An 18,934-nucleotide genomic window follows, 5' to 3' on the forward strand; every position below is an offset into this window, starting at 1 on the left:
TTTCGACGGGACGATCAACCCTCCGGCCGGCGGAATGGCGACGCGGCCCGAAACATGCGCTTCGCCCGAACGCTCCGCCAAACCACGATGAAGGGCACCGAACCTGGCGATCCATTACAAATTGGTAGAGGGTTCACACAGGGTTCTTCCGGGTCGTGACCTGCGTGCCTACGCTCGCGCGCATGCTCCGAACCCCCACAGCCCGCGTGGCCGCGGCGGCGGTGTCCGCCGCGCTCCTCGCCGGAGGCCTCGTCGCACTCGGTGCGACGAGCGCCCAGGCGGCCCCGGGCGACGTCGTGATCAGCACCGTCTACGGAGGCGGCGGCAACTCCGGCGCGCCCTTCACCCATGACTACGTGGAACTGTTCAACCGCGGTTCCGCGTCGGTCGAGCTGGGCGGATGGTCCGTCCAGTACGCCAGCGCCACCGGCACCGGCACCTTCGCCTCCAACAAGGTCGACGTCACCGGGACCCTGGCGCCGGGCCAGTACCTGCTGATCCGGATGTCCGGCGGCACCACCGGCTCGCCGCTGCCCGCGCCCGACGTCACCGGCTCGCCGGCGCTGTCGGCCACCGCCGGCAAGGTGGCGCTGGTGCGCTCCACCCAGGGCCTGGCCTGCAACGGCGGTTCGGCGCCGTGCGACGCGACCCAGCGGGCGCAGATCGCCGACCTGGTCGGGTACGGCAACGCCGGCTTCTACGAGGGCGGCGGCGCGGCCCCCGCGACCTCGAACACCACCGCGGCCGTCCGCGGGTCCGGCGGCTGCGCGGACACCGACGACAACGCCGCCGACTTCTCGGCCGCCGCTCCGACCCCGCGCAACAGCGCGACGCCCAAGGCGCCCTGCGGCTCCACGCCCGACCCGGACCCGGAGCCCCGGCCCGACTGCACGACCCCCGCCAGCCACAAGATCTCCCAGGTGCAGGGCTCCGGCGACAGCACCCCGCTGGCCGGTCGGACCGTGCGGGTGGAGGGCGTCGTCACCGGCGACTTCCAGCGCGGCGACCAGCTCGGCGGCTTCTACCTCCAGGACACGGCGCCCGACGGCGACCCCGCGACCTCCGAGGGCCTGTTCGCCTACGCGGGCACGTCCGTGACGGACGTGAAGGTCGGCGACCGGGTGTTCGTCACCGGCAGGGCCGTCGAGTTCAACGGGCTGACCGAGCTGTCGCCCGTGACCTCCGTGGACGTGTGCGGCACCGGGACCGTCGAGCCCACCGCCTACGACCTGGCGCGGGGCGACGGGACGAAGCTGGAGCACCTGGAGAACATGCTCGTCACGTTCCCCGAGAAGCTCACCGCCACCGAGCACTACCAGCTCGGACGCTATGGCGAGGTGACGGTCTCGGCGGGCGGGCGCCTGTACCAGCCGACCGACCGGCCGGGCGTGACACAGGCCGGCAACGACCGGCGGCGCCTGCTGATCGACGACGGCTCGAACGTCCAGAACCCCCCGGCGGTTCCGTTCACCTCGCCGGAGGCGCTGCGGCTCGGCGACACCGTCACCGGGCTGACCGGCGTGCTGACCTACGGTTTCAGCAAGTACCGGCTCCAGCCGACGCGGCCCGTGGCCTTCCGCCGCGACAACCCGCGCCCGGCCGCCCCGGCCCCGGTCGGCGCCGCCAACGTCAAGGTGGCCTCGTTCAACACCCTGAACTGGTTCACCACGCTCGACCAGCGCGGCGCCGACACCGCGCAGGAACAGGAGCGCCAGCTCACCAAGCTGGTCGCCGCGCTCAAGGGCCTGGACGCCGACGTGGTCGGGCTGATGGAGGTCGAGAACAACAGCGACACCGCCGTCAAGGCCCTGGTGGACCGGCTGAACGCGGCCGTCGGGGCGGGCACCTACGCCTGGGGCCGCAACCCCAACCCGGGCACCGACGCCATCCACGTGGCGCTGATCTACCGTCCGGCCAAGGTCCGGCCGGTGGGCCAGGCCGTCTCGTCCGAGGACGCGGTGTTCGAGCGGCCCCCGCTGGCGCAGACCTTCCGGCGCGTGGGGGGCGGCGAGCCGTTCACCGTGATCGTCAACCACTTCAAGTCCAAGAGCTGCGGTGACGCCACCGGGCCCGACGCCGACCAGGGCGACGGGCAGGGCTGCTGGAACGCCCGGCGCGTCCGGCAGGCGCAGGCGGTGGCCGCGCTGGCCGGATCCGTCCCGCACCCGCTGGTGATCGGCGACCTGAACTCCTACGGCGAAGAGGACCCGATCAAGACGCTGCGGGCCGCCGGGCTGGCGAGCCAGACCGAGCGCTTCGTCCCGGCGGCGGGCCGCTACAGCTACGTCTTCGACGGCCAGGCCGGCGAACTCGACCACGTGCTGGCGGCCAGGTCCCTGGCCAAGCGGGTCACCGGCGCCACGATCTGGCACATCAACTCCGACGAGCCGACCATCCTCGACTACAACACCGAGTACAACCCGCCGTCCCTCTACAGGCCGGACGCGTTCCGCGCGTCCGACCACGACCCCGTCCTGATCGGCCTGCGGATGCACTGATCGGCGTTCGCTCGGCCGGGGTCCCGTCGCCGCGACGGCGGGGCCTTGGCCGAGCGTTTGCTAGGGGCGTATGATCCCGGTCACATCCGCCTATGTGATCGGACGGTCGTCATGGCTACTGCCGCCTCCCCGCGGCTCGGGTTCGGAATCGGGCCGGACGGGACGTACACGCGCGGCGGGCAGGCCCTCGCGTTCGTGCTCGGCCTGTGGGCGATGCTGGCGTTCCTGCCGCTGCTGTTCGTCGGCGCCGTCCTCTACACGCGGGCCGAGGAGCGGTTCGCCGAGGACCCCGAGCGCGCACGCCACATGGTGACGTGGTCGTGGCTGAGCGTGTCGGTGCTGCCACTGGTGCCGGTCGTGATCGGGGCCGGGATCTACCTGGCGGTCGCCTGAGCGGACGCGGCGGGAAGAGGACGGGGCCCTCGTCGGTTAGCACCGATCATGAGTGTGCCTCCGTTCTCGGTCCTCGACCTGGCTCCCGTCGCCAGCGGCTCCACGTCCGCGCAGGCGCTGCGCAACACCCTCGACCTGGCCCGGCACGCCGAGGCGCTCGGCTACCGCCGGTACTGGCTGGCCGAGCACCACGCCATGCCCGGCATCGCCAGCTCGGCGACGGCGGTGCTGATCGGGCAGGTGGCGGCGGCGACCGAGCGGATGCGGGTCGGCTCGGGCGGGATCATGCTGCCCAACCACGCGCCGATGGTGGTCGCCGAGCAGTTCGGGACGCTCGAGGCCCTGTACCCGGGACGCATCGACCTGGGCCTCGGCCGGGCGCCCGGCACCGACCAGGCCACGGCCCGCGCGCTGCGCCGCTCCCCCGACGCCCTGTCGGTGGACGACTTCCCCGAGCAGGTCGCCGAGCTGCGCGGCTACTTCCACCCCGAGAGCACCGTCACCCCGGCGGCGGGCAACGAGCCGCCCGTGTGGCTGCTGGGTTCCAGCGGGTACAGCGCCCGGCTGGCGGGGCTGCTGGGGCTGCCGTTCGCGTTCGCCCACCACTTCAGCGCCGAGAACACGCTGCCCGCGCTGCACGTCTACCGCGAGTCGTTCCGCCCGTCGCCGGCGCTGGAGCGGCCGTACGCGATGATCGCGGTGTCGGTGACCGCCGCGGAGAGCGACGAGCGCGCCCGTGAGCTGGCCGCCCCGCAGGCGCTGTCGTTCCTGCGGCTGCGGCAGGGGCGTCCCGGGCCGCTGCCCACCCCGGCGGAGACGGCGGCGCACCCGTACACGCCGCTGGAGCGGGAGATCATCCAGGCGCGGATGGACTCGCAGGTCGTCGGCGGCCCGGACACGGTGCGCCGGCAGATGGACGCGCTGGTCGAGCAGACGGCGGCCGACGAGGTCATGGTCACCACGATGGTGTACGACCACGCCGACCGCCTGCGCTCCTACGAGCTGCTGGCCGGGCTGTACGGTCTGCGGCCGGAGGCCGTGGCGTCGGCGCGTTAGCCGCCGAACGCCCGCTCCAGGATGTCCAGGCCCTCCCGCAGCAGGTGCTCGGGGATCACCAGCGGGGGCAGGAACCGCAGCACGTTGCCGTAGGTGCCGCAGGTGAGGACGAGCAGCCCGGCGGCGTGGCAGCGGCGGGCGATCTCGGCGGTCAGCACGGGGTCGGGCTCGGTGGAGCCGCCGCCCTTCACCAGCTCGATCGCGATCATGGCGCCGCGTCCGCGCACGTCGCCGACGACGTCGTGCCGGGCGGCCAGCGCGCGCAGCCGGGGCAGCATGATCTCGCCGATCCGGCGGGCGCGGTCGACCAGGCCGCCGGTCCCGATCTCCTCCAGGACGGCCAGCGCCGCCTCGCACGCCAGCGGGTTGCCGCCGAAGGTGCCGCCGAGGCCGCCGCCGTGCACCCTGTCCATGATCTCGGCGCGTCCGGTGACGCCCGCCAGCGGCAACCCGCCCGCGATGCCCTTGGCCGTGGTGACCAGGTCGGGGACGACGCCTTCGTGCTCGCAGGCGAACATGGCGCCGGTGCGGGCGAACCCGGTCTGCACCTCGTCGGCGATCAGCAGGATGCCGTTGGCGCGGCAGAACTCGGCCAGCGCGGGCAGGAAACCGGGCGCGGGGACGATGAAGCCGCCCTCGCCCTGGATCGGCTCGATCACCACGGCCGCCACGTTGGACGCGCCGATCTGCGCGCTGATCTGGTCGGCGACCTGCGCCGCCGCCTCGGGCCCGCAGTTCTCCGGGCCGGTGGGCCAGCGGTAGGGGTAGGCCAGCGGCATCCGGTAGACCTCCGGCGCGTACGGCCCGAAGCCCTGCTTGTAGGGCATGTTCTTGGCCGTCAGCGTCATCGTCAGCAGGGTGCGGCCGTGGTAGCCGTGGTCGAACACCACCACCGCCTGCCGCCCGGTGGCGTACCGGGCGATCTTCACGGCGTTCTCCACGGCCTCGGCGCCGCTGTTGACCAGGAACGAGCGTTTGTCGTGGTCGCCGGGGGTCAGCCGGTTGAGGGCCTCGCACACCGCGACGTACGACTCGTACGGCGTGACCATGAAGCAGGTGTGGGTGAAGCGCTCCGCCTGGGCGCGCACCCGCTCGGCCACGCGCGGGTTGGCGTTGCCGACGCCGGTGACCGCGATGCCCGAGCCGAAGTCGATCAGCGAGTTGCCGTCGGCGTCGACCACGACCCCGCCGCCGGCGTCGGTGACGTACACCGGCAGGACGCTGCCGACGCCCGGCGGCACGGCGGCGGCGCGGCGCGCCTGCAGCTCCCGCGAGCGCGGGCCGGGGATCTCGGTGACGACACGGCGTTCCTGCGGCAGGCGGGCGGCGGCCACGTCCGGCAGGGCGACCGCCGGAGCGTCGGTGATGTGGCTGGTCATGGGGTGAACATAAGCCGCCCGGCCCCTACGCTGAACAGTACGCGGCGGCGAAAATGGCCCGCCCCGCTGGACATCTCGGAGCCGCCCATGCCACCCACGCTCGGCGCCGTGGCGGCGCTGCCGCACATCGGGCTGCGGCCGCTGACCGGCGGGCCGCTGGACGCGCGGGTCCGGTGGGTGGCGGTCAGCGAGCTGGAGGACCCGACGCCGTTCCTGGAGGGCGGCGAGCTGCTGCTGACCACGGGCATGCGCGTCACCGCCGAGAACGCCGCCCCGTACGTGGCGCGGCTGGTCGCGCGCGGTGTCGCGGGGCTGGGCTTCGGCGTCGGCGTCAGCCACCCGCGCACTCCGCCGGAGCTGGTCGACGCGGCCCGCGAGCAGGGGCTGACGTTGCTGGAGGTACCGCGCCCGGTGCCGTTCATCGCCGTCGGCAAGGCGGTGTCGCGGATGCTGGCCGCCGAGTGGTACGAGGACGTCACCCGCGCGTTCCAGGCCCAGCGCGAGCTGACGCGCGCCGCGCTCAGGGGGCCGGGGCCGCTGATCGCGACGCTGGCGCGCACGCTCGGCGGGTGGGCGCTGCTGCTGGACGCCGACGGCACCGTCCGGCACGCCGAACCGGCCCGCGCCCGGCGCCGCGCCGCCGGCCTCGTCCCCGACCTGGACCGCCTGCGGCACGCACGCGCCGCGCCCGCGGTCAGCGTCGCCTCGTCCGGGCAGGACGGGCACGTGGTCGTGCAGGGCGTCGGCGGGCTGGGACGGAGCAGGCCGCGCGCGTTCCTGGCCGTCGGCACGGAGGCGCCGCTGCCGCACGTCGCGCACACGATCGTCGGGGCGGCCGTGGCGCTGCTGACGCTGCAGTCGGAGACGCCGCGCGCCGGGCGCGAGCTGCGCGCCGCGCTGGGCGCGCTGCTGCTGGGCCTGCCGCCGCAGGGGCGGGCGGTGCCCGATCCGCCGCTGCGGGTGCTGGCCTGCGCGGGCGGCACGGCGGTGCTCGACGCGCTGGAGGCCGACCCGGCCGCCGGCCGCTGCCTGGCCGTCCCGCGTCCCGGCGGCGCCTGCGCGGTGATCGTCCCGGAGGCGCTGGCCGAGCAGGTCATGGTGCTGGCGCAGGCGGGCGGCCCGGTCGGCGCCAGCGACGCCGTCGGCGTGGACGACCTGCGGCGGGCGCTCCGGCAGGCCGAACGCGCCCTCGCCGCCGCCCGCCGCGCCGGTCCCTCGGCCGCGCTGCGGCACCGCGACCTGCCGGGGCAGGGCCTGCTCGGCCTGCTCGACCCGGACGTCGCGCGCGGCTTCGCGGAGGCGCTGCTGGCTCCCCTGCGCGAGGCCGACCCGGCGCTCGTCCCGTCGCTGCGCGCCTACCTGGAGGCGAACGGGCAGGGCGAGGCGGCGGCGCGCGCGCTCGGCGTCCACCGGCACACCCTGCGCAGCCGCATGCGCAGGGCGGCCGAGCTGATCGGCCGCGACCTGGACGACCCGGCCGTCCGCGCCGAGCTGTGGGTCGCCCTGGCCGTCACGGCCGACGCGTCGCGTCCCCCGGAGGACGTCTCGCCAGGACGGCCAGCGCGGCGGCCCTGATTGGACGCGCCGGAGACTGCCCGGCAGAGCCCGCGCGGATAGCGTGAGGACATGAACGTGACCCCATTCTGGCTGGCCGGTCGGCCCGCGACCGGTGACGACGAGCTGACCGTTACCCACCCCTATGACGGGCGCGTGGTGGGCACCGCCGCCGTCCCGACGCCGGCGCAGGTCGAGGAGGCGGTCGCCGCGGCCGACGCGGTGCGGGCGGCGGCCGCGGCGCTGCCGCTGCACGTGCGGGCCGAGGCCCTGGCGCACGTGTCGCGGCGGCTGGCCGAGCGTGCCGACGAGATCGCCCGGCTGATCACCGGCGAGAACGGCAAGCCGCTGATGTGGGCGCGGACCGAGGTGGCGCGGGCGGTGTCGACGTTCCGGTTCGCCGCCGAGGAGACCCGCCGCTGGAGCGGCACCGCCCAGCGGCTGGACACCGACCCCGCCGCGGCCGGCCGGATGGCCTACATCTCCCGGGTGCCGCGCGGGCCCGTGCTGGGCATCGCGCCGTTCAACTTCCCCCTCAACCTGACCGCGCACAAGATCGCCCCGGCGATCGCGGTGGGCGCGCCGATCGTGGTCAAGCCCGCCCCGGCCACCCCGCTGTCGGCGCTGCTGCTCGGCGAGCTGCTGGCCGAGACCGACCTGCCCGCCGGAATGTTCTCCGTACTGCCGGTGCCCAACGACCGCGCCGGCGACCTGGTCGACGACCCGCGGCTGCCGATCGTGTCGTTCACCGGGTCGGTTCCGGTCGGCTGGTCGATCCGCGACCGGGTGCCGCGCAAGCACGTCACGCTCGAACTCGGCGGCAACGGCGCCGCGGTGGTGCTGCCGGACGCCGACCTGGACTGGGCCGCGTCCCGCATCGCCCTGTTCTCCAACTACCAGGCGGGGCAGAGCTGCATAGCCGTCCAGCGCGTGTACGTCGACCGGTCGGTGGAGGAGGCGTTCCTGCCCAGGCTGGTGGCCGCCGTCGACGGCCTGGTCACCGGCGACCCGTGGGACGACGGAACCCAGGTCGGGCCGCTGGTCAGCGAGGACGCCGCGCGGCGCGTGGAGGGCTGGGTGGACGAGGCGGTCGCCGCGGGCGCCCGCGTGCTGGCCGGCGGTACCCGGGAGGGCGCCTCCTACGCCCCCACCGTGCTGGCCGACGTGCCCGCGGACGCCAAGGTGGCCCGCGAGGAGGTGTTCGGGCCGGTGCTGCTGGTGCAGGCCGTGGACGGGGTCGACGAGGCGTTCAAGCTGGTGAACGACTCGGCGTTCGGGCTGCAGGCGGGCGTGTTCACCCGCAACCTGGACATCGCCTTCCGCGCGCACCGCGAGCTGGAGGTCGGCGGCGTGGTCATCGGCGACGTGCCGTCCTACCGGGCCGACCAGATGCCGTACGGGGGCGTCAAGGACTCGGGGGTGGGCCGCGAGGGCCTGCGGTCGGCCATGGCCGACTACACCGAAGAGAAGGTCATGGTGCTGACCGGCCTGCCGCTGTGACCGTGCCCGGCGGGCGGCCCGCCGTCGGTGCCGCCCGCCGCGTCAGCGTGAGCCGGCGGCCTCGGCGTGGTCGGCGGGCGCGGCGCCCCGCCGGTAGGCGCTGGGGCTCGTTCCGTAGGTGCGTTTGAACGCCGAGCTGAAACCGAAGGCGTCGGAGTAGCCGACGCGCCGCGCCACGGACGCGACCGTCGCGGCGGGGTCGGCGAGCATGTCGGCGGCCAGCGCCATGCGCCACGACGTCAGGTACGCCAGCGGCGGCTCGGCCACCAGGTCGGTGAACCGGCGGGCCAGCGTGCTGCGCGAGACGCCCGCCACGGCGGCCAGCGACGCCAGCGTCCACGGCCGGGACGGCTCGTCGTGGATCGCGCGCAGCGCCGGGCCCACCGCGTCGTCGCCCAGTGCCGCGTACCAGCCCGGCAGCGTCACGCCGGGCTGGTCGAACCAGTCGCGCAGCGTGCACACCAGCAGCCAGTCGAGCAGGCGGTCCAGGACGATCTGGCGGCCCGGACGGCCGGGCGCGAGCTGTGCCGTCAGGTAGTCGCGCATGGGGGTGCAGTCCTCGGCGTCCGCCACCACCAGCAGCGGCGGCAGCAGCCGCACCAGGCGCCGCGCCACCTCGCCCTTGGCCTGGTAGGCCCCCACCATCAGCACGGTGTCGCCGGACAGGTCGCCCAGGGGGCCGCCGCAGGTGACGTCGCGGGTCGCGCGGGGCGTGGCGGTGTCGGCGAACACGAACGGCTCGGTGCCGCGCACGACTGCCGCCTCGCCGACCCGAAGGGGACGCGCCCGGTTGCCCTGCACCAGCCAGCCTTGGCCGCGCAGCGGAGCGCACAGGGTCAGCGACGGGCAGTCGGGAAAGCGCAGCCCCCACGGCGGTGTCAGCGCGGACGCGCCGAACACGACCCCTTCCCCGCGCACGCCTCGCAACAGGTCGTCGAACGGATCCACGCCGCCACGATAGCCAGCGCGGCGGCCGAGGCGGCGGGCGGCATCGGCGGGGCGGCCCTCGCCGAACCGGCCGCCCGCGAGCCCCGCGCCACCCGTGACCTTTCCGCAGACGATTCTTTGGGCGGAATTTGCCTCCGCAGCCCGAAAACGGAATGTGTCTAATTCTGTACGTGAAGTTGTTGTTTCGCCCTATATGTCGGGGGTAGTGCGGGCACAAGCCGGTGTTTAGGCGAGGTGCAGGACGCATGAAGTTTCGGACGGGACTGGTCGCGGGGGTCGCGGCCTACCTCGGCGCCCGCGCCGCCGCGGCGGCGATCCGCCGGGTGGAGCCGGGACGGCGGCTGACGCGGGCGCTGACCACGCGGCTGGACGCCCAGGTCGACCGCACCGTGCGGAAACTCACGGCGAGGGCCGAGCAGGGCGGCCCGGTGCTGAAGGGCGCGCTGGCCGGTGCGCGGGCGCTGGCCGAGGGCAAGTCACCGGCGCGCGCCGTGATGAGCGCGGTGTGGACCGTGTTCAAGGAGACGCTCAAGGGGATCTTCGGCGGCGGCCGAAAGGGGAAGACGATCAACATCGTCGAGCACATCGACATCGGTGCGCCCCGCCGGATGGTCTACGACCAGTGGACCCAGTTCCAGGACTTCCCCTCCTTCATGAAGAAGGTCATCAGCGTCAACCAGGAGACCGACGAGAAACTCAACTGGACCGCCCAGATCTTCTGGTCCACCCGAAGCTGGGAATCCACCATCACCCAGCAGATCCCCGACGAACAGATCGTCTGGCAGTCCAAAGGCGCCAAAGGCCACGTCGACGGCAGCGTCTCCTTCCACGAACTCACACCCGACATGACCCGCGTCCTGCTCTCCCTCGAATACCACCCCAAAGGATTCTTCGAGAAGACCGCCAACATCTGGCGCGCCCAGGGACGCCGCGTACGACTCGAACTCAAACACTTCCGGCGCCACCTCATGACCCACGTCATCACCCACCCCGAAGAACTCCACGGATGGCGCGGCGAGATCCGCGGCGGCCAGGTCGTCGGCGAGCGCCGGAGCGGCGCACAGAGAATCCCGCAGGCATCGAGTTAGGCGGAGGTCTACGCATCATGAAACTGCCCAAGGGGACGAGCCGGCTGGTGATGGGACGGCTCGCCAAACGGCTACCGGTCGGCGGCAAGCAGTCGCCGGTCGACCGGGTCACCGACATCCTGACCGCGGGCGGGAAAAAGATCCCGATCCCCATCAACCGCACCACGGGCGCGGCCGGCGGGGCGCTGCTCGGGGTCGGTGCCGCGATCGCGGCCGCGCGGGTGATCGGCCGCCTCAGCCAGCGCGAGAAGGAGGAGAGCCCGGCGGGCGCGGCCGGTTCCGTGGCGAAGTCGGCGGTGTCCGCGGCCAAGTCCGCGGTCTCCGGGGCCACGACCGAGGCCCCGGCCGAGACCGAGAAGGCGGCGGAGGGCGAGCCGGAGGCGGCCCGCGGCGAGAAGAAGGAGGGCAAGGGCCCCGGCCGGCTCAAGGGCCTGCTCGGCAAGGTCATGGGACGCGGCGGACGCGGCGGCGGCAAGAAGATCAAGGTCACCAACATCGTCGAGCACATCGACATCGGCGCGCCCCGCCGGATGGTCTACGACCAGTGGACCCAGTTCCAGGACTTCCCCTCCTTCATGAAGAAGGTCATCAGCGTCAACCAGGAGACCGACGAGAAACTCAACTGGACCGCCCAGATCTTCTGGTCCACCCGAAGCTGGGAATCCACCATCACCCAGCAGATCCCCGACGAACAGATCGTCTGGCAGTCCAAAGGCGCCAAAGGCCACGTCGACGGCAGCGTCTCCTTCCACGAACTCACACCCGACATGACCCGCGTCCTGCTCTCCCTCGAATACCACCCCAAAGGATTCTTCGAGAAGACCGCCAACATCTGGCGCGCCCAGGGACGCCGCGTACGACTCGAACTCAAACACTTCCGGCGCCACCTCATGACCCACGTCATCACCCACCCCGAAGAACTCCACGGATGGCGCGGCGAGATCCGCGACAGCGAGGTCGTCGTGAGTCACGAGGACGCGGTCGCCGAAGAGGGCGGCGAGGAGAAGCCGGCCCCCGAGGAGCCGCGCCGCGAGGGTGAGCGCGCCGAGGAGCGCGAGTACGAGGAGGTCTGAGCACCGCGACGCGGTCCGCGGCGGTCAGCCCGTCCGGCCGAGCCGGCGGTGACGGGCCGCGCGGGCGGAGTGGTCGACGGCGGGCAGGCTCGCCAGCTCGTGTTCGAGGACGACGGCGAGGCGGGCGCAGAACGCGCCGGGTTCGTCGGCGGCGTCGGGACGCTCGGCGATGACCGCGTCGACGACACCGTCGCGCAGCAGGTCGCCGGAACGCACGCCCTGGGCCGTGGCCATCTCGGCTGCCCGGGCGGTGGTGCGGTGCACGATCGCCGAGGCGCCCTCGGGCGGCAGCGGCGACAGCCAGGCGTGCCGGGCGCACAGCACCCGGTCGGCGGGCAGCAGCGCCAGCGCCGCTCCCCCGGTGCCCTCGCCGAGCAGCAGGCACAGCGTCGGCGCGGCGAGCGTGATCAGCTCGGCCAGGCAGCGGGCGATCTCCCCGGCCAGGCCGCGTTCCTCCGCCTCGGCCGACAGCACCGCGCCGGGCGTGTCCACCACGGTCAGCAGCGGCAGGCCCAGCTCGGCGGCCAGCCGCATGCCGCGCCGGGCGACGCGCAGCCCGGCGGGCCCGAGCGGATGGCCGGAGCGCTGGCTGAGCCGGTCCTGGCCCACGACCACGCACGGCGCCGAGCCGAAGCGGGCGAGCGCGAGCAGCAGCCCGGGATCGGCCTCGCCCGCGCCCGTCCCGGACAGCGGCGTCACGTCGGACGCGCCGTGGCGCAGCAGGTCGCGGACGCCGGGCCGCTCCGGACGCCGCGACCGGGAGATCGACTCCCAGGCGGGCACGTCCGGCGGTTCCTCGAAGAACGTCGCCAGGGACTCCGCGGCGGGCGGCGGTGTGCGCGGCGCGGGGGCGCCGCACAGCACGTTCAGCGCGCGGGAGGTGCTCTCGGCCAGCTCGTCGACGCCGACGACGGCGTCCACCACGCCCTTGGCGGCCAGGTTCTCGGCGACCTGCACGCCGTCCGGGAACGGCTCGCCGCGCAGCGCCTCGTGGACGCGCGGCCCGAGGAAGCCGATCAGCGCCCCCGGCTCGGCCGCGGTGACGTGCCCGAGCGACCCCCAGGACGCCAGCACCCCGCCGGTGGTGGGATGCCGCAGGTAGACCAGGTAGGGCAGCCCGGCCGCGCGGTGCGCCATGACGGCGGCGGCGATCCGGGCCATCTGCACGAACGCGACCGTGCCCTCCTGCATGCGGGTGCCGCCGGACGACGGCGCGGCCAGCAGCGGCAGCCGTTCGCGGGTCGCGCGTTCCACGGCGGCGACGATCCGGTCGGCGGTGGCCACGCCGATCGACCCGGCGAGGAAGGCGAACTCCGACACCACGAACGCCACGCGCCGTCCGCGCAGCCGTCCCTCGCCGGTGATGACGGCCTCGTCGCAGCCGCTGCGCTCGCGGGCCGCCGCCAGCTCCCGCGCGTAGGGCGAGCCGGGTTCGGCGACGGCGGCCGGCGGCCGGTCCCAGGAGACCCAGCTGCCGGGATCGAGGACGTGGGCGACCAGCGCCGCGGCCCGCACGCCGCGCCGAGCGCCGCCGAAGGACCGCTCGGCCGGGGCCGCGCCGGAGGAACGGGACGGTCGTGATCGCGGCCCGCCGTTCATGTCCCGAAGCGTAGCGGGACGGTCAACCCCCGCCCCCACCCGGCCACCCGTCATGCGCCGCAGGGATCGGTGTGTCCAGCGAATGATCAGCGTGTGAGGCGAGGGGGTGGCGTGTGCCGTGGGGGCGTCCGCGCAGGGGCGGGATGGGACGGGTCAGCGGTCGGGGGGACGGGCCAGGGGAAGGCGGAGGAGGAGGCGGGCGCCCTGCTCGCTGTCGACCACGTGCAGGCTGCCGCCGTGCACGATGGCGATGTCGCGTGAGATCGGCAGGCCGAGGCCGGTGCCGCCGTGCTCGCGCCGCCGGGTCCCGCCGAGCCGCTGGAAGCGCAGGAACACCCGCTCGCGGTCCTCGGGGGCGATGCCGGGGCCGTCGTCGAGGACCTCCAGCTCGGCGGCCCGCGGCTCGGGGGCGCGGACCCGCACCCACACCCGGGAGCGGGCGTAGTGCTCGGCGTTGTCCAGCAGGTTGACCAGCAGCCGGCGCAGGTGGTCGGGGCTGCCCAGCACCACCACGCCCGGCTCCGCCGACAGCTCGATGGGCACCTCGCCGCGCCGCCGCGCCAGCTCCTCGCGGGCCAGCTCGCCCAGGTCCACCGGGCGCCGCTCGATCTGCACGCCCGCCTCCAGGCGGGCCATGAGCAGCAGGTCGGCGACGATGCGCTGCAGCCGGTCGGCGTCGTCCAGGGCGGCGCGCGCCACCACGGGCCACTGCTCGTCCTCGGGATGCTCCAGGGCGTCCTCCAGCTGTGCCCGCAGGCCGGTCAGCGGGCTGCGCAGCTCGTGCGAGACGTCGGCGGTGAACGCGCGCTGCCGCTCCACCGTCCGCTGCAGCCGCATCAGCGCCAGGTTGATCTCCTCGCCCAGCTGGGCGATCTCGTCGTGCCCGCCCGGCACCGACACCCGCCCGTACGGCTCGCCCCCGCTGATCGCGGCGAGCTCGGAGCTCATCGTCCGCATCGGCGCCAGCGCCCGCCGCACCGCGGTCCACACGAGCCAGGCCATCACCAGCATGGACAGCGGGACGCCCGCGCCCAGGGACGCCGCGAGCAGCCGCTGGACGGGGGTGTAGCTGTACTCGGGCGCCCCGGCGTAGACGGTGCGCCATCCGGCGCGCGCCCGCACCCGCGTGGCCGAGACGTAGATCTTGTTGCGGACCCCGCGGACGGTCAGGTGCTCGCTCACGATCTCCCCGGGGCGGGACGGACGGAGCTGGGAGATCGGCGGGTACCCGGCCAGCGGCGCGCTGGCGGCCAGCACCCGGTCCTGGTCGTCCACCGACTGCAGCAGGATGAACCCGTCCACCTGCGTCCGCAGCACGTCCTCGCCCCGGGGGTCGTGCAGGCGGACGATGGCGGCCAGGTCGTAGAGGGCCTCGCGCCCGCGCTGGCTCACCTGGTCCTGCAGGGTCCAGTGCAGGACCAGGTAGAAGCCGACCAGGCCGAGCGACAGCAGGCAGCCCATGATGACGGTCGCCGCGACCGTCACCCGCATCCGCAGCGACCACTCCGACGGGGGCGGGCAGCGCAGTCGGCGACGTGGCATGCGCGGCGCCCTCCCGTCCCCGACCGCCTACGACTGGATGCGTCGACGGGTTCCCGAGGGCCGGGGGCCTGCCGAAACGGGAAAACCGAACGATCAGCAGGTCCGGTTATAACCGAGGGACAGCGGGGCGAAACCTGACCGCACGGCATCCTCTGCGCGGCCTGCGGATGCGCCGTGACCTGCGGGGACGTCGCCGGTGACCGGGACGGGCCGTGCCAACACCGCCCCGGTCACCGGACAGTCCCCGCCGCTGGAGCGCCCCGGACGGCGGGGACGACCTGCCCGGCCCACTCCGCCAGCACGGCGTCGGGAGCGACGAGCCGTTCCTCCGGCAGCGCCAGCCCCGGTGTCGGGACCGTCGCGCCCAGCTCGACGAGCAGGGGTCGAAGGTGGACCTCCACGGCCAGCGCGTGCTGCGGCGCGCCGACCACCAGCAGCGGCAGCGCCACCTTGCCGGACAGCGCCCGGTGCGGCAGCAGGTCGAGGAAGACCTTGAGCAGCCCGGTGTAGGTGCCCTTGTAGGTGGGGCTGGCGACCAGCAGCAGGTCGGACGCGCGGACGCGGTCGAGCGCGTCGGTCACGGCCGGCGGCGCGGGATGGTCCAGCAGCGCGGGCCCGAGCGCCGACAGGTCGACGACGTCGGGGGCGTCGGGGAGCCCGGCCGCCTCGGCCACGGCGCGGGCGGCGGCGGCCGCCGCGGTCGCGGTCCGGGAGGCGGGACGGGGGTTGCCGACGATGACCGTGAAGCTCACGTCCGTCATCCTGGCGCCGATTTCCTACAAAGTCAATGGGTATTGCATGATTTGCGCCCCGGCGTTCCCCGTCCGGCATCTGAGCTGGGAGAACACGGGAGAAACGGATCGATGTCCGCGCGAACGATACCTCCCACCCCTGGGGTGCCGTCCGCGCGGACATCGCCTTCGGTGCCGCCAACCGGCGCCTCGCGCGCCGAGGAGGATCCGGCGAGGCCGGCCGGTTGCCGATCCACGAACCACTGTGCCCGATGTTCATGCACTCAGTGCTACATCGAGGTGACGATCACGTTTCCTCCCACGTTTGCGCGTACGTCCCCCCTCGATCGGGGATGCGGCACCATACTTGGACGCGATCGGGGAAGGCCGGAATGCAGGTGTCGAAAGGGGTCACGAGGTACGGCATGGAAGCGCACGCAACCGGCTCCCCGCACGCGACCGGCTCCCCGCCCGACGACGTACGCCCCCTGGAGCCCGCCGACCCCCGAGCGGTGGGCGGCTATCCGCTGCTCGGCCGGATCGGCGCGGGCGGCATGGGGACCGTCTACCTGGGCTGCGATCCGGACTCCAACCGGCGGGTAGCGGTCAAGACCATCCATCCCCATCTGTCCGCGCAGCCGTCCTACCGGCGCCGGTTCCGCGACGAGGCCGTCCTGGCCGGACGGGTCGCCTCGTTCTGCACCGCGCGGGTGCTGGCGCACGGCGAGGAGGAGGGCCGCCCGTACATCGTCAGCGAGTACGTCGGCGGCATGTCGCTGCAGCACCGCATCACCACCGGCGGCCCGCTGCCGCCCGACGACCTGCACGGCGTGGCCGTGGGCGTGGCGTCGGCGCTGGCCGCCATCCACTCGGCGGGCCTGGTGCACCGCGATCTCAAGCCCGCCAACGTGATGCTCACCCTGTCCGGCTGCCGGGTCATCGACTTCGGCATCGCCCGCGCGCAGGACTCCCCGTCCACGGTCACCACCGGCGGCACCGTGCTCGGCACGCCCGGCTGGATGGCGCCCGAGGTGCTGTCCGGCGGCGCCGCCACGCCGGCCGCCGACGTGTTCGCCTGGGGCTGCCTGATCGTTTACGCGGGGACGGGCCGGCTGCCGTTCGGCGAGGGCCAGCCGACCGAGGTCGCCCTGCGCGTGATGCGCGAGGAGCCCGACCTGTCGGAACTGCCCCCGGCCCTGGAGCCGGTGGTGCGCGCCGCGCTGGCCAAGGACCCGGCCGTGCGGCCGCCAACGGCCGACCTGATGCTCACGCTCGTCCGCCAGCCCGGCACGCCCGTCTCCCCCGTCGCCGACAAACCGGGTCCGGGCAGGGCGTCCTCCCCGGTGCCGCCGCCGCGTCGCGCGGTGAACGGGGCGGCCGTGGCAGCGCCGCGGCCGCGTCCGGCCCAGGACGACGAGGGCCCCGACACCGAGGCGTTCGGCCTGATCCGGCACGTCGGCGCGCGGTCGACCGCCCGCGTCCGCGTCCTCGCCGGGGCGGGGGCCGCCGTCGCGGCGGTGCTGGTCGGCGGGCTGATCATGGGCCTGGGCGGCCAGGACCGCGACGTCACCCCCGCCCGCGCCCCCGGCGCGCCGTTGACCGGCAGGCCCGCGCCCGCCGACCCGCCCGCGACCGGACGGCAGGTCGCGCGGACGCCCACGCAGCGCCCGCACAAAGCGCTCAGGACCGCCCGGCCGGCGAAGCCGCCCCGAAAGATCGCCGAGCGCGACCAGGACACGCGCGTCACGGACACGGACGTCACGGACGGGAACGTCAAGGGCAAGGGCCTCAAGGCCAAGGGCACCGGCGCGGGCCGGGGTGCGGCCGAACGCGACCAGCGCCGCCCCTGACCAGCGGGAACGCCGGGAACGGCTTGGGGGAACGGAGGCGTGAAAGGCTCGGACGCCCGCGACTCGAGGGTCGCCTGGGACCCGCGTGCGCGGACGCGGACGCCTCGGGGCTCAGTTGCGCCAGATGAGGACGAGCGCGCAGTCGTCGTCCCGCGCGGCGGCCATCGTCTGCACCAGCTCTCTGGCCCCCTTGCGGAAGCCCTGCGGGACCAGGCGCTCGGCCTCGCCCAGCAGCCGGTCGATGCCCGCGTCGAGATCGCGACCCGGCGACTCGACCAGGCCGTCGGTGTAGAGCAGCAGCGCGTCGCCGGGGCGCAGCGTGCCCTGCTCCGGCTCGCAGCGCAGGTCCGGGACGACGCCCAGCACCACGCCCTTGGCGGCGTTGACCTGCCAGGTGCCGGTGCCGGAGTCGAACTGGACGGCCGGGGGATGCCCGGCCGACTCCACGGTGTACTCGCCGGTGGACAGGTCGAGGACCAGATGGACGGCCGTGACGAACCCCTCGTCCCAGCGCTGGCGGTGCAGGTAGTCGTTGCACGCGGGCAGGAACCGGTCCGGCTGGACCGATCCAAGAAGTCCCCCGAAGGCCCCGGACAGCATCAGCGCCCGTGTGCCCGCGTCGGTGCCCTTGCCCGACACGTCCACCAACGCCACCTCCAGGGTGTCGCCGGTGCGGGCGGACACCACGAAGTCGCCGCCGAAGGAAGAGCCGCCGGCCTGCAGCATCACGACCTGCGCCTCCCAGCCGCCCGGAAGCTCGGGCAGCTCGCCCTGGCGGCGCAGCCGGTCGCGCAGCTCCAGCAGCATCGAGTCGCCGCGCAGCCCCTGCACGCCGAGCTGCTGGCGGGTGCGGGCCAGGGTGAGCGCCAGCACCGCCGTGATCAGCAGGGTGGCGATCGTGCCGGGACCGACCTCCGCCGGGTCGTCCACGGCGTTGTAGGCGGTCATGGCCACGACCACCGCGAGCAGCGCGACCAGGGTGCGCACCTTGAGCAGCAGCCCGCCGGCGACCACGGTCAGGACCAGGGCGGCGGGCGGTGCCCAGGCCCTTGACTCGGTGGCCGCGAGGCCGAGCCCGACCGCCAGCACGGCCAGGGCCGTGAACACGTAGCGTTCACGGACGGCCTTGCCCCGCCGCAGCCACCCGTAGATCCGCACGAGCAGCGGAATCCGCCGCAGGAAGGCGCGGACTCCCGGCGGAAGCAGGTGGACCAGACGTTGAAGCATCTCCGGCACTGTATCTGGCATCAGGCGGTGCCGACGGACATCCGCGCCATGGACGACCTGTTACAACGGTCCAGACTGGCACTTGACAGCCCCGACATGTCGGCCTGTAACGCTCGGTGATCATCAGGCCCGGAGTCTTGCCGAGCGCCCCGCCGCATGGTGTCCAATGGTGTCCACCTCGAACCGCTTTGTGTGGGGGACGCCCCCCACGCCCCCCGCGGCGCGGAAGAGACGGCTCCGCCGCGTCGCGCGACCCCCAGGAGGTGGACGTGGGCCAGCCCAGCATGCGGATCACGGTCGACGCGGCGATGCGGGCACGCGACGTGTCCCGGTCCGTGCCGGACGACGAGGACCCGCCCAACCCGCCGAACCAGGCGTCGCCCCCGGGGGGCGCGGCCGACGCCGCGGACGCCTCCAAGCGGTCGCGAGCGTCGAAGAACGAACGCCGCCGCCTCGGTAAACGCGGCGGCGGCGTGCGCAGGCCCCAATGAGCGCC

15 protein-coding genes are annotated in these 18,934 nt (G+C 74.3%); 9 read left to right on the forward strand and 6 right to left on the reverse strand.

What is annotated here, in order from left to right; translation table 11 throughout:
* Nucleotides 1-182: 182 nt before the first annotated feature.
* From ABZ801_RS27140 to ABZ801_RS27150, 3 genes are all read left to right on the forward strand, one after another.
* On the forward strand, nucleotides 183-2,498 hold the full coding sequence (locus ABZ801_RS27140) for an ExeM/NucH family extracellular endonuclease (RefSeq protein ID WP_360702797.1): 2,316 nt from the start codon (nucleotides 183-185) through the stop codon (nucleotides 2,496-2,498).
* Nucleotides 2,499-2,609: 111 nt separating this feature from the next.
* Nucleotides 2,610-2,891, forward strand: coding sequence for a hypothetical protein (locus ABZ801_RS27145; protein ID WP_360702799.1), 282 nt, complete (start codon nucleotides 2,610-2,612; stop codon nucleotides 2,889-2,891).
* 48 nt (nucleotides 2,892-2,939) lie between these two features.
* On the forward strand, nucleotides 2,940-3,947 hold the full coding sequence (locus tag ABZ801_RS27150; protein ID WP_360702801.1) for an LLM class flavin-dependent oxidoreductase: 1,008 nt from the start codon (nucleotides 2,940-2,942) through the stop codon (nucleotides 3,945-3,947).
* Here the strand turns inward: ABZ801_RS27150 and gabT are convergent.
* The gene (gene gabT / locus ABZ801_RS27155) at nucleotides 3,944-5,281 is read right to left on the reverse strand and encodes a 4-aminobutyrate--2-oxoglutarate transaminase (protein ID WP_360703119.1); all 1,338 of its coding nucleotides are present in this window, start codon (nucleotides 5,279-5,281) and stop codon (nucleotides 3,944-3,946) included. The genes ABZ801_RS27150 and gabT overlap by 4 nt on opposite strands.
* A 132-nt stretch (nucleotides 5,282-5,413) precedes the next feature.
* On the opposite strand from gabT, the gene ABZ801_RS27160 reads away from it, so the two are divergent.
* On the forward strand, nucleotides 5,414-6,901 hold the full coding sequence (locus tag ABZ801_RS27160) for a PucR family transcriptional regulator (protein WP_360702803.1): 1,488 nt from the start codon (nucleotides 5,414-5,416) through the stop codon (nucleotides 6,899-6,901).
* A gap of 51 nt (nucleotides 6,902-6,952) precedes the next feature.
* The gene (locus ABZ801_RS27165; protein WP_360702806.1) at nucleotides 6,953-8,380 is read left to right on the forward strand and encodes an aldehyde dehydrogenase family protein; all 1,428 of its coding nucleotides are present in this window, start codon (nucleotides 6,953-6,955) and stop codon (nucleotides 8,378-8,380) included.
* A 42-nt stretch (nucleotides 8,381-8,422) separates the two neighbouring features.
* Here ABZ801_RS27165 and ABZ801_RS27170 read toward each other — a convergent pair whose 3' ends face one another.
* Entirely contained in the window at nucleotides 8,423-9,328 is a 906-nt protein-coding gene (locus ABZ801_RS27170; RefSeq protein WP_360702809.1) for an AraC family transcriptional regulator, read from the reverse strand.
* Between the two features lie 245 nt (nucleotides 9,329-9,573).
* Here ABZ801_RS27170 and ABZ801_RS27175 point away from each other — a divergent pair, with 245 nt between their 5' ends.
* Both ABZ801_RS27175 and ABZ801_RS27180 read left to right on the forward strand, forming a co-directional pair.
* The gene (locus ABZ801_RS27175) at nucleotides 9,574-10,416 is read left to right on the forward strand and encodes an SRPBCC family protein (protein ID WP_360702811.1); all 843 of its coding nucleotides are present in this window, start codon (nucleotides 9,574-9,576) and stop codon (nucleotides 10,414-10,416) included.
* A gap of 17 nt (nucleotides 10,417-10,433) precedes the next feature.
* Nucleotides 10,434-11,489 carry an SRPBCC family protein gene (locus tag ABZ801_RS27180; RefSeq protein ID WP_360702814.1) on the forward strand — a complete coding sequence of 352 codons (1,056 nt, stop codon included), beginning with the start codon at nucleotides 10,434-10,436 and terminating at the stop codon, nucleotides 11,487-11,489.
* 24 nt (nucleotides 11,490-11,513) lie between these two features.
* On the opposite strand, the gene ABZ801_RS27185 is transcribed toward ABZ801_RS27180, so the two are convergent.
* The 3 genes from ABZ801_RS27185 to ABZ801_RS27195 form a co-directional block, all read right to left on the reverse strand.
* On the reverse strand, nucleotides 11,514-13,088 hold the full coding sequence (locus tag ABZ801_RS27185; protein WP_344952623.1) for a carboxyl transferase domain-containing protein: 1,575 nt from the start codon (nucleotides 13,086-13,088) through the stop codon (nucleotides 11,514-11,516).
* Between the two features lie 153 nt (nucleotides 13,089-13,241).
* Nucleotides 13,242-14,630 (reverse strand): HAMP domain-containing sensor histidine kinase, encoded by a 1,389-nt coding sequence (locus tag ABZ801_RS27190; protein WP_360702817.1) that lies wholly within the window; start codon nucleotides 14,628-14,630, stop codon nucleotides 13,242-13,244.
* A 230-nt stretch (nucleotides 14,631-14,860) separates the two neighbouring features.
* Nucleotides 14,861-15,391, reverse strand: a complete 531-nt coding sequence (locus ABZ801_RS27195; RefSeq protein ID WP_360702820.1) for an NAD(P)H-dependent oxidoreductase — start codon at nucleotides 15,389-15,391, stop codon at nucleotides 14,861-14,863.
* A 395-nt stretch (nucleotides 15,392-15,786) separates the two neighbouring features.
* Here ABZ801_RS27195 and ABZ801_RS27200 point away from each other — a divergent pair, with 395 nt between their 5' ends.
* Nucleotides 15,787-17,211: a protein kinase gene (locus ABZ801_RS27200; protein ID WP_360702823.1), complete on the forward strand. Its 1,425-nt coding sequence runs from the start codon at nucleotides 15,787-15,789 to the stop codon at nucleotides 17,209-17,211.
* A 111-nt stretch (nucleotides 17,212-17,322) separates the two neighbouring features.
* Here ABZ801_RS27200 and ABZ801_RS27205 read toward each other — a convergent pair whose 3' ends face one another.
* On the reverse strand, nucleotides 17,323-18,438 hold the full coding sequence (locus tag ABZ801_RS27205; RefSeq protein WP_344952631.1) for a PP2C family protein-serine/threonine phosphatase: 1,116 nt from the start codon (nucleotides 18,436-18,438) through the stop codon (nucleotides 17,323-17,325).
* Nucleotides 18,439-18,707: 269 nt separating this feature from the next.
* Here ABZ801_RS27205 and ABZ801_RS27210 point away from each other — a divergent pair, with 269 nt between their 5' ends.
* Nucleotides 18,708-18,929, forward strand: coding sequence for a hypothetical protein (locus ABZ801_RS27210; RefSeq protein WP_360702827.1), 222 nt, complete (start codon nucleotides 18,708-18,710; stop codon nucleotides 18,927-18,929).
* Nucleotides 18,930-18,934 lie beyond the last annotated feature (5 nt).

Origin of the sequence: Actinomadura sp. NPDC047616, from assembly GCF_040642915.1 — a bacterium.
Classification (GTDB): domain Bacteria; phylum Actinomycetota; class Actinomycetes; order Streptosporangiales; family Streptosporangiaceae; genus Spirillospora; species Spirillospora miaoliensis.

Excerpts from the sequence above, each read along its gene's own strand:
- ABZ801_RS27190 (WP_360702817.1), bottom strand. The coding sequence starts at position 14,630 with ATGCCACGTCGCCGACTGCGCTGCCCGCCCCCGTCGGAGTGGTCGCTG.
- ABZ801_RS27150 (WP_360702801.1), top strand. The coding sequence starts at position 2,940 with ATGAGTGTGCCTCCGTTCTCGGTCCTCGACCTGGCTCCCGTCGCCAGC.
- ABZ801_RS27185 (WP_344952623.1), bottom strand. The coding sequence starts at position 13,088 with ATGAACGGCGGGCCGCGATCACGACCGTCCCGTTCCTCCGGCGCGGCC.
- ABZ801_RS27175 (WP_360702811.1), top strand. The coding sequence starts at position 9,574 with ATGAAGTTTCGGACGGGACTGGTCGCGGGGGTCGCGGCCTACCTCGGC.
- ABZ801_RS27160 (WP_360702803.1), top strand. The coding sequence starts at position 5,414 with ATGCCACCCACGCTCGGCGCCGTGGCGGCGCTGCCGCACATCGGGCTG.
- ABZ801_RS27205 (WP_344952631.1), bottom strand. The coding sequence starts at position 18,438 with ATGCTTCAACGTCTGGTCCACCTGCTTCCGCCGGGAGTCCGCGCCTTC.
- ABZ801_RS27195 (WP_360702820.1), bottom strand. The coding sequence starts at position 15,391 with ATGACGGACGTGAGCTTCACGGTCATCGTCGGCAACCCCCGTCCCGCC.
- ABZ801_RS27165 (WP_360702806.1), top strand. The coding sequence starts at position 6,953 with ATGAACGTGACCCCATTCTGGCTGGCCGGTCGGCCCGCGACCGGTGAC.
- ABZ801_RS27140 (WP_360702797.1), top strand. The coding sequence starts at position 183 with ATGCTCCGAACCCCCACAGCCCGCGTGGCCGCGGCGGCGGTGTCCGCC.
- ABZ801_RS27145 (WP_360702799.1), top strand. The coding sequence starts at position 2,610 with ATGGCTACTGCCGCCTCCCCGCGGCTCGGGTTCGGAATCGGGCCGGAC.
- ABZ801_RS27180 (WP_360702814.1), top strand. The coding sequence starts at position 10,434 with ATGAAACTGCCCAAGGGGACGAGCCGGCTGGTGATGGGACGGCTCGCC.
- ABZ801_RS27200 (WP_360702823.1), top strand. The coding sequence starts at position 15,787 with ATGGAAGCGCACGCAACCGGCTCCCCGCACGCGACCGGCTCCCCGCCC.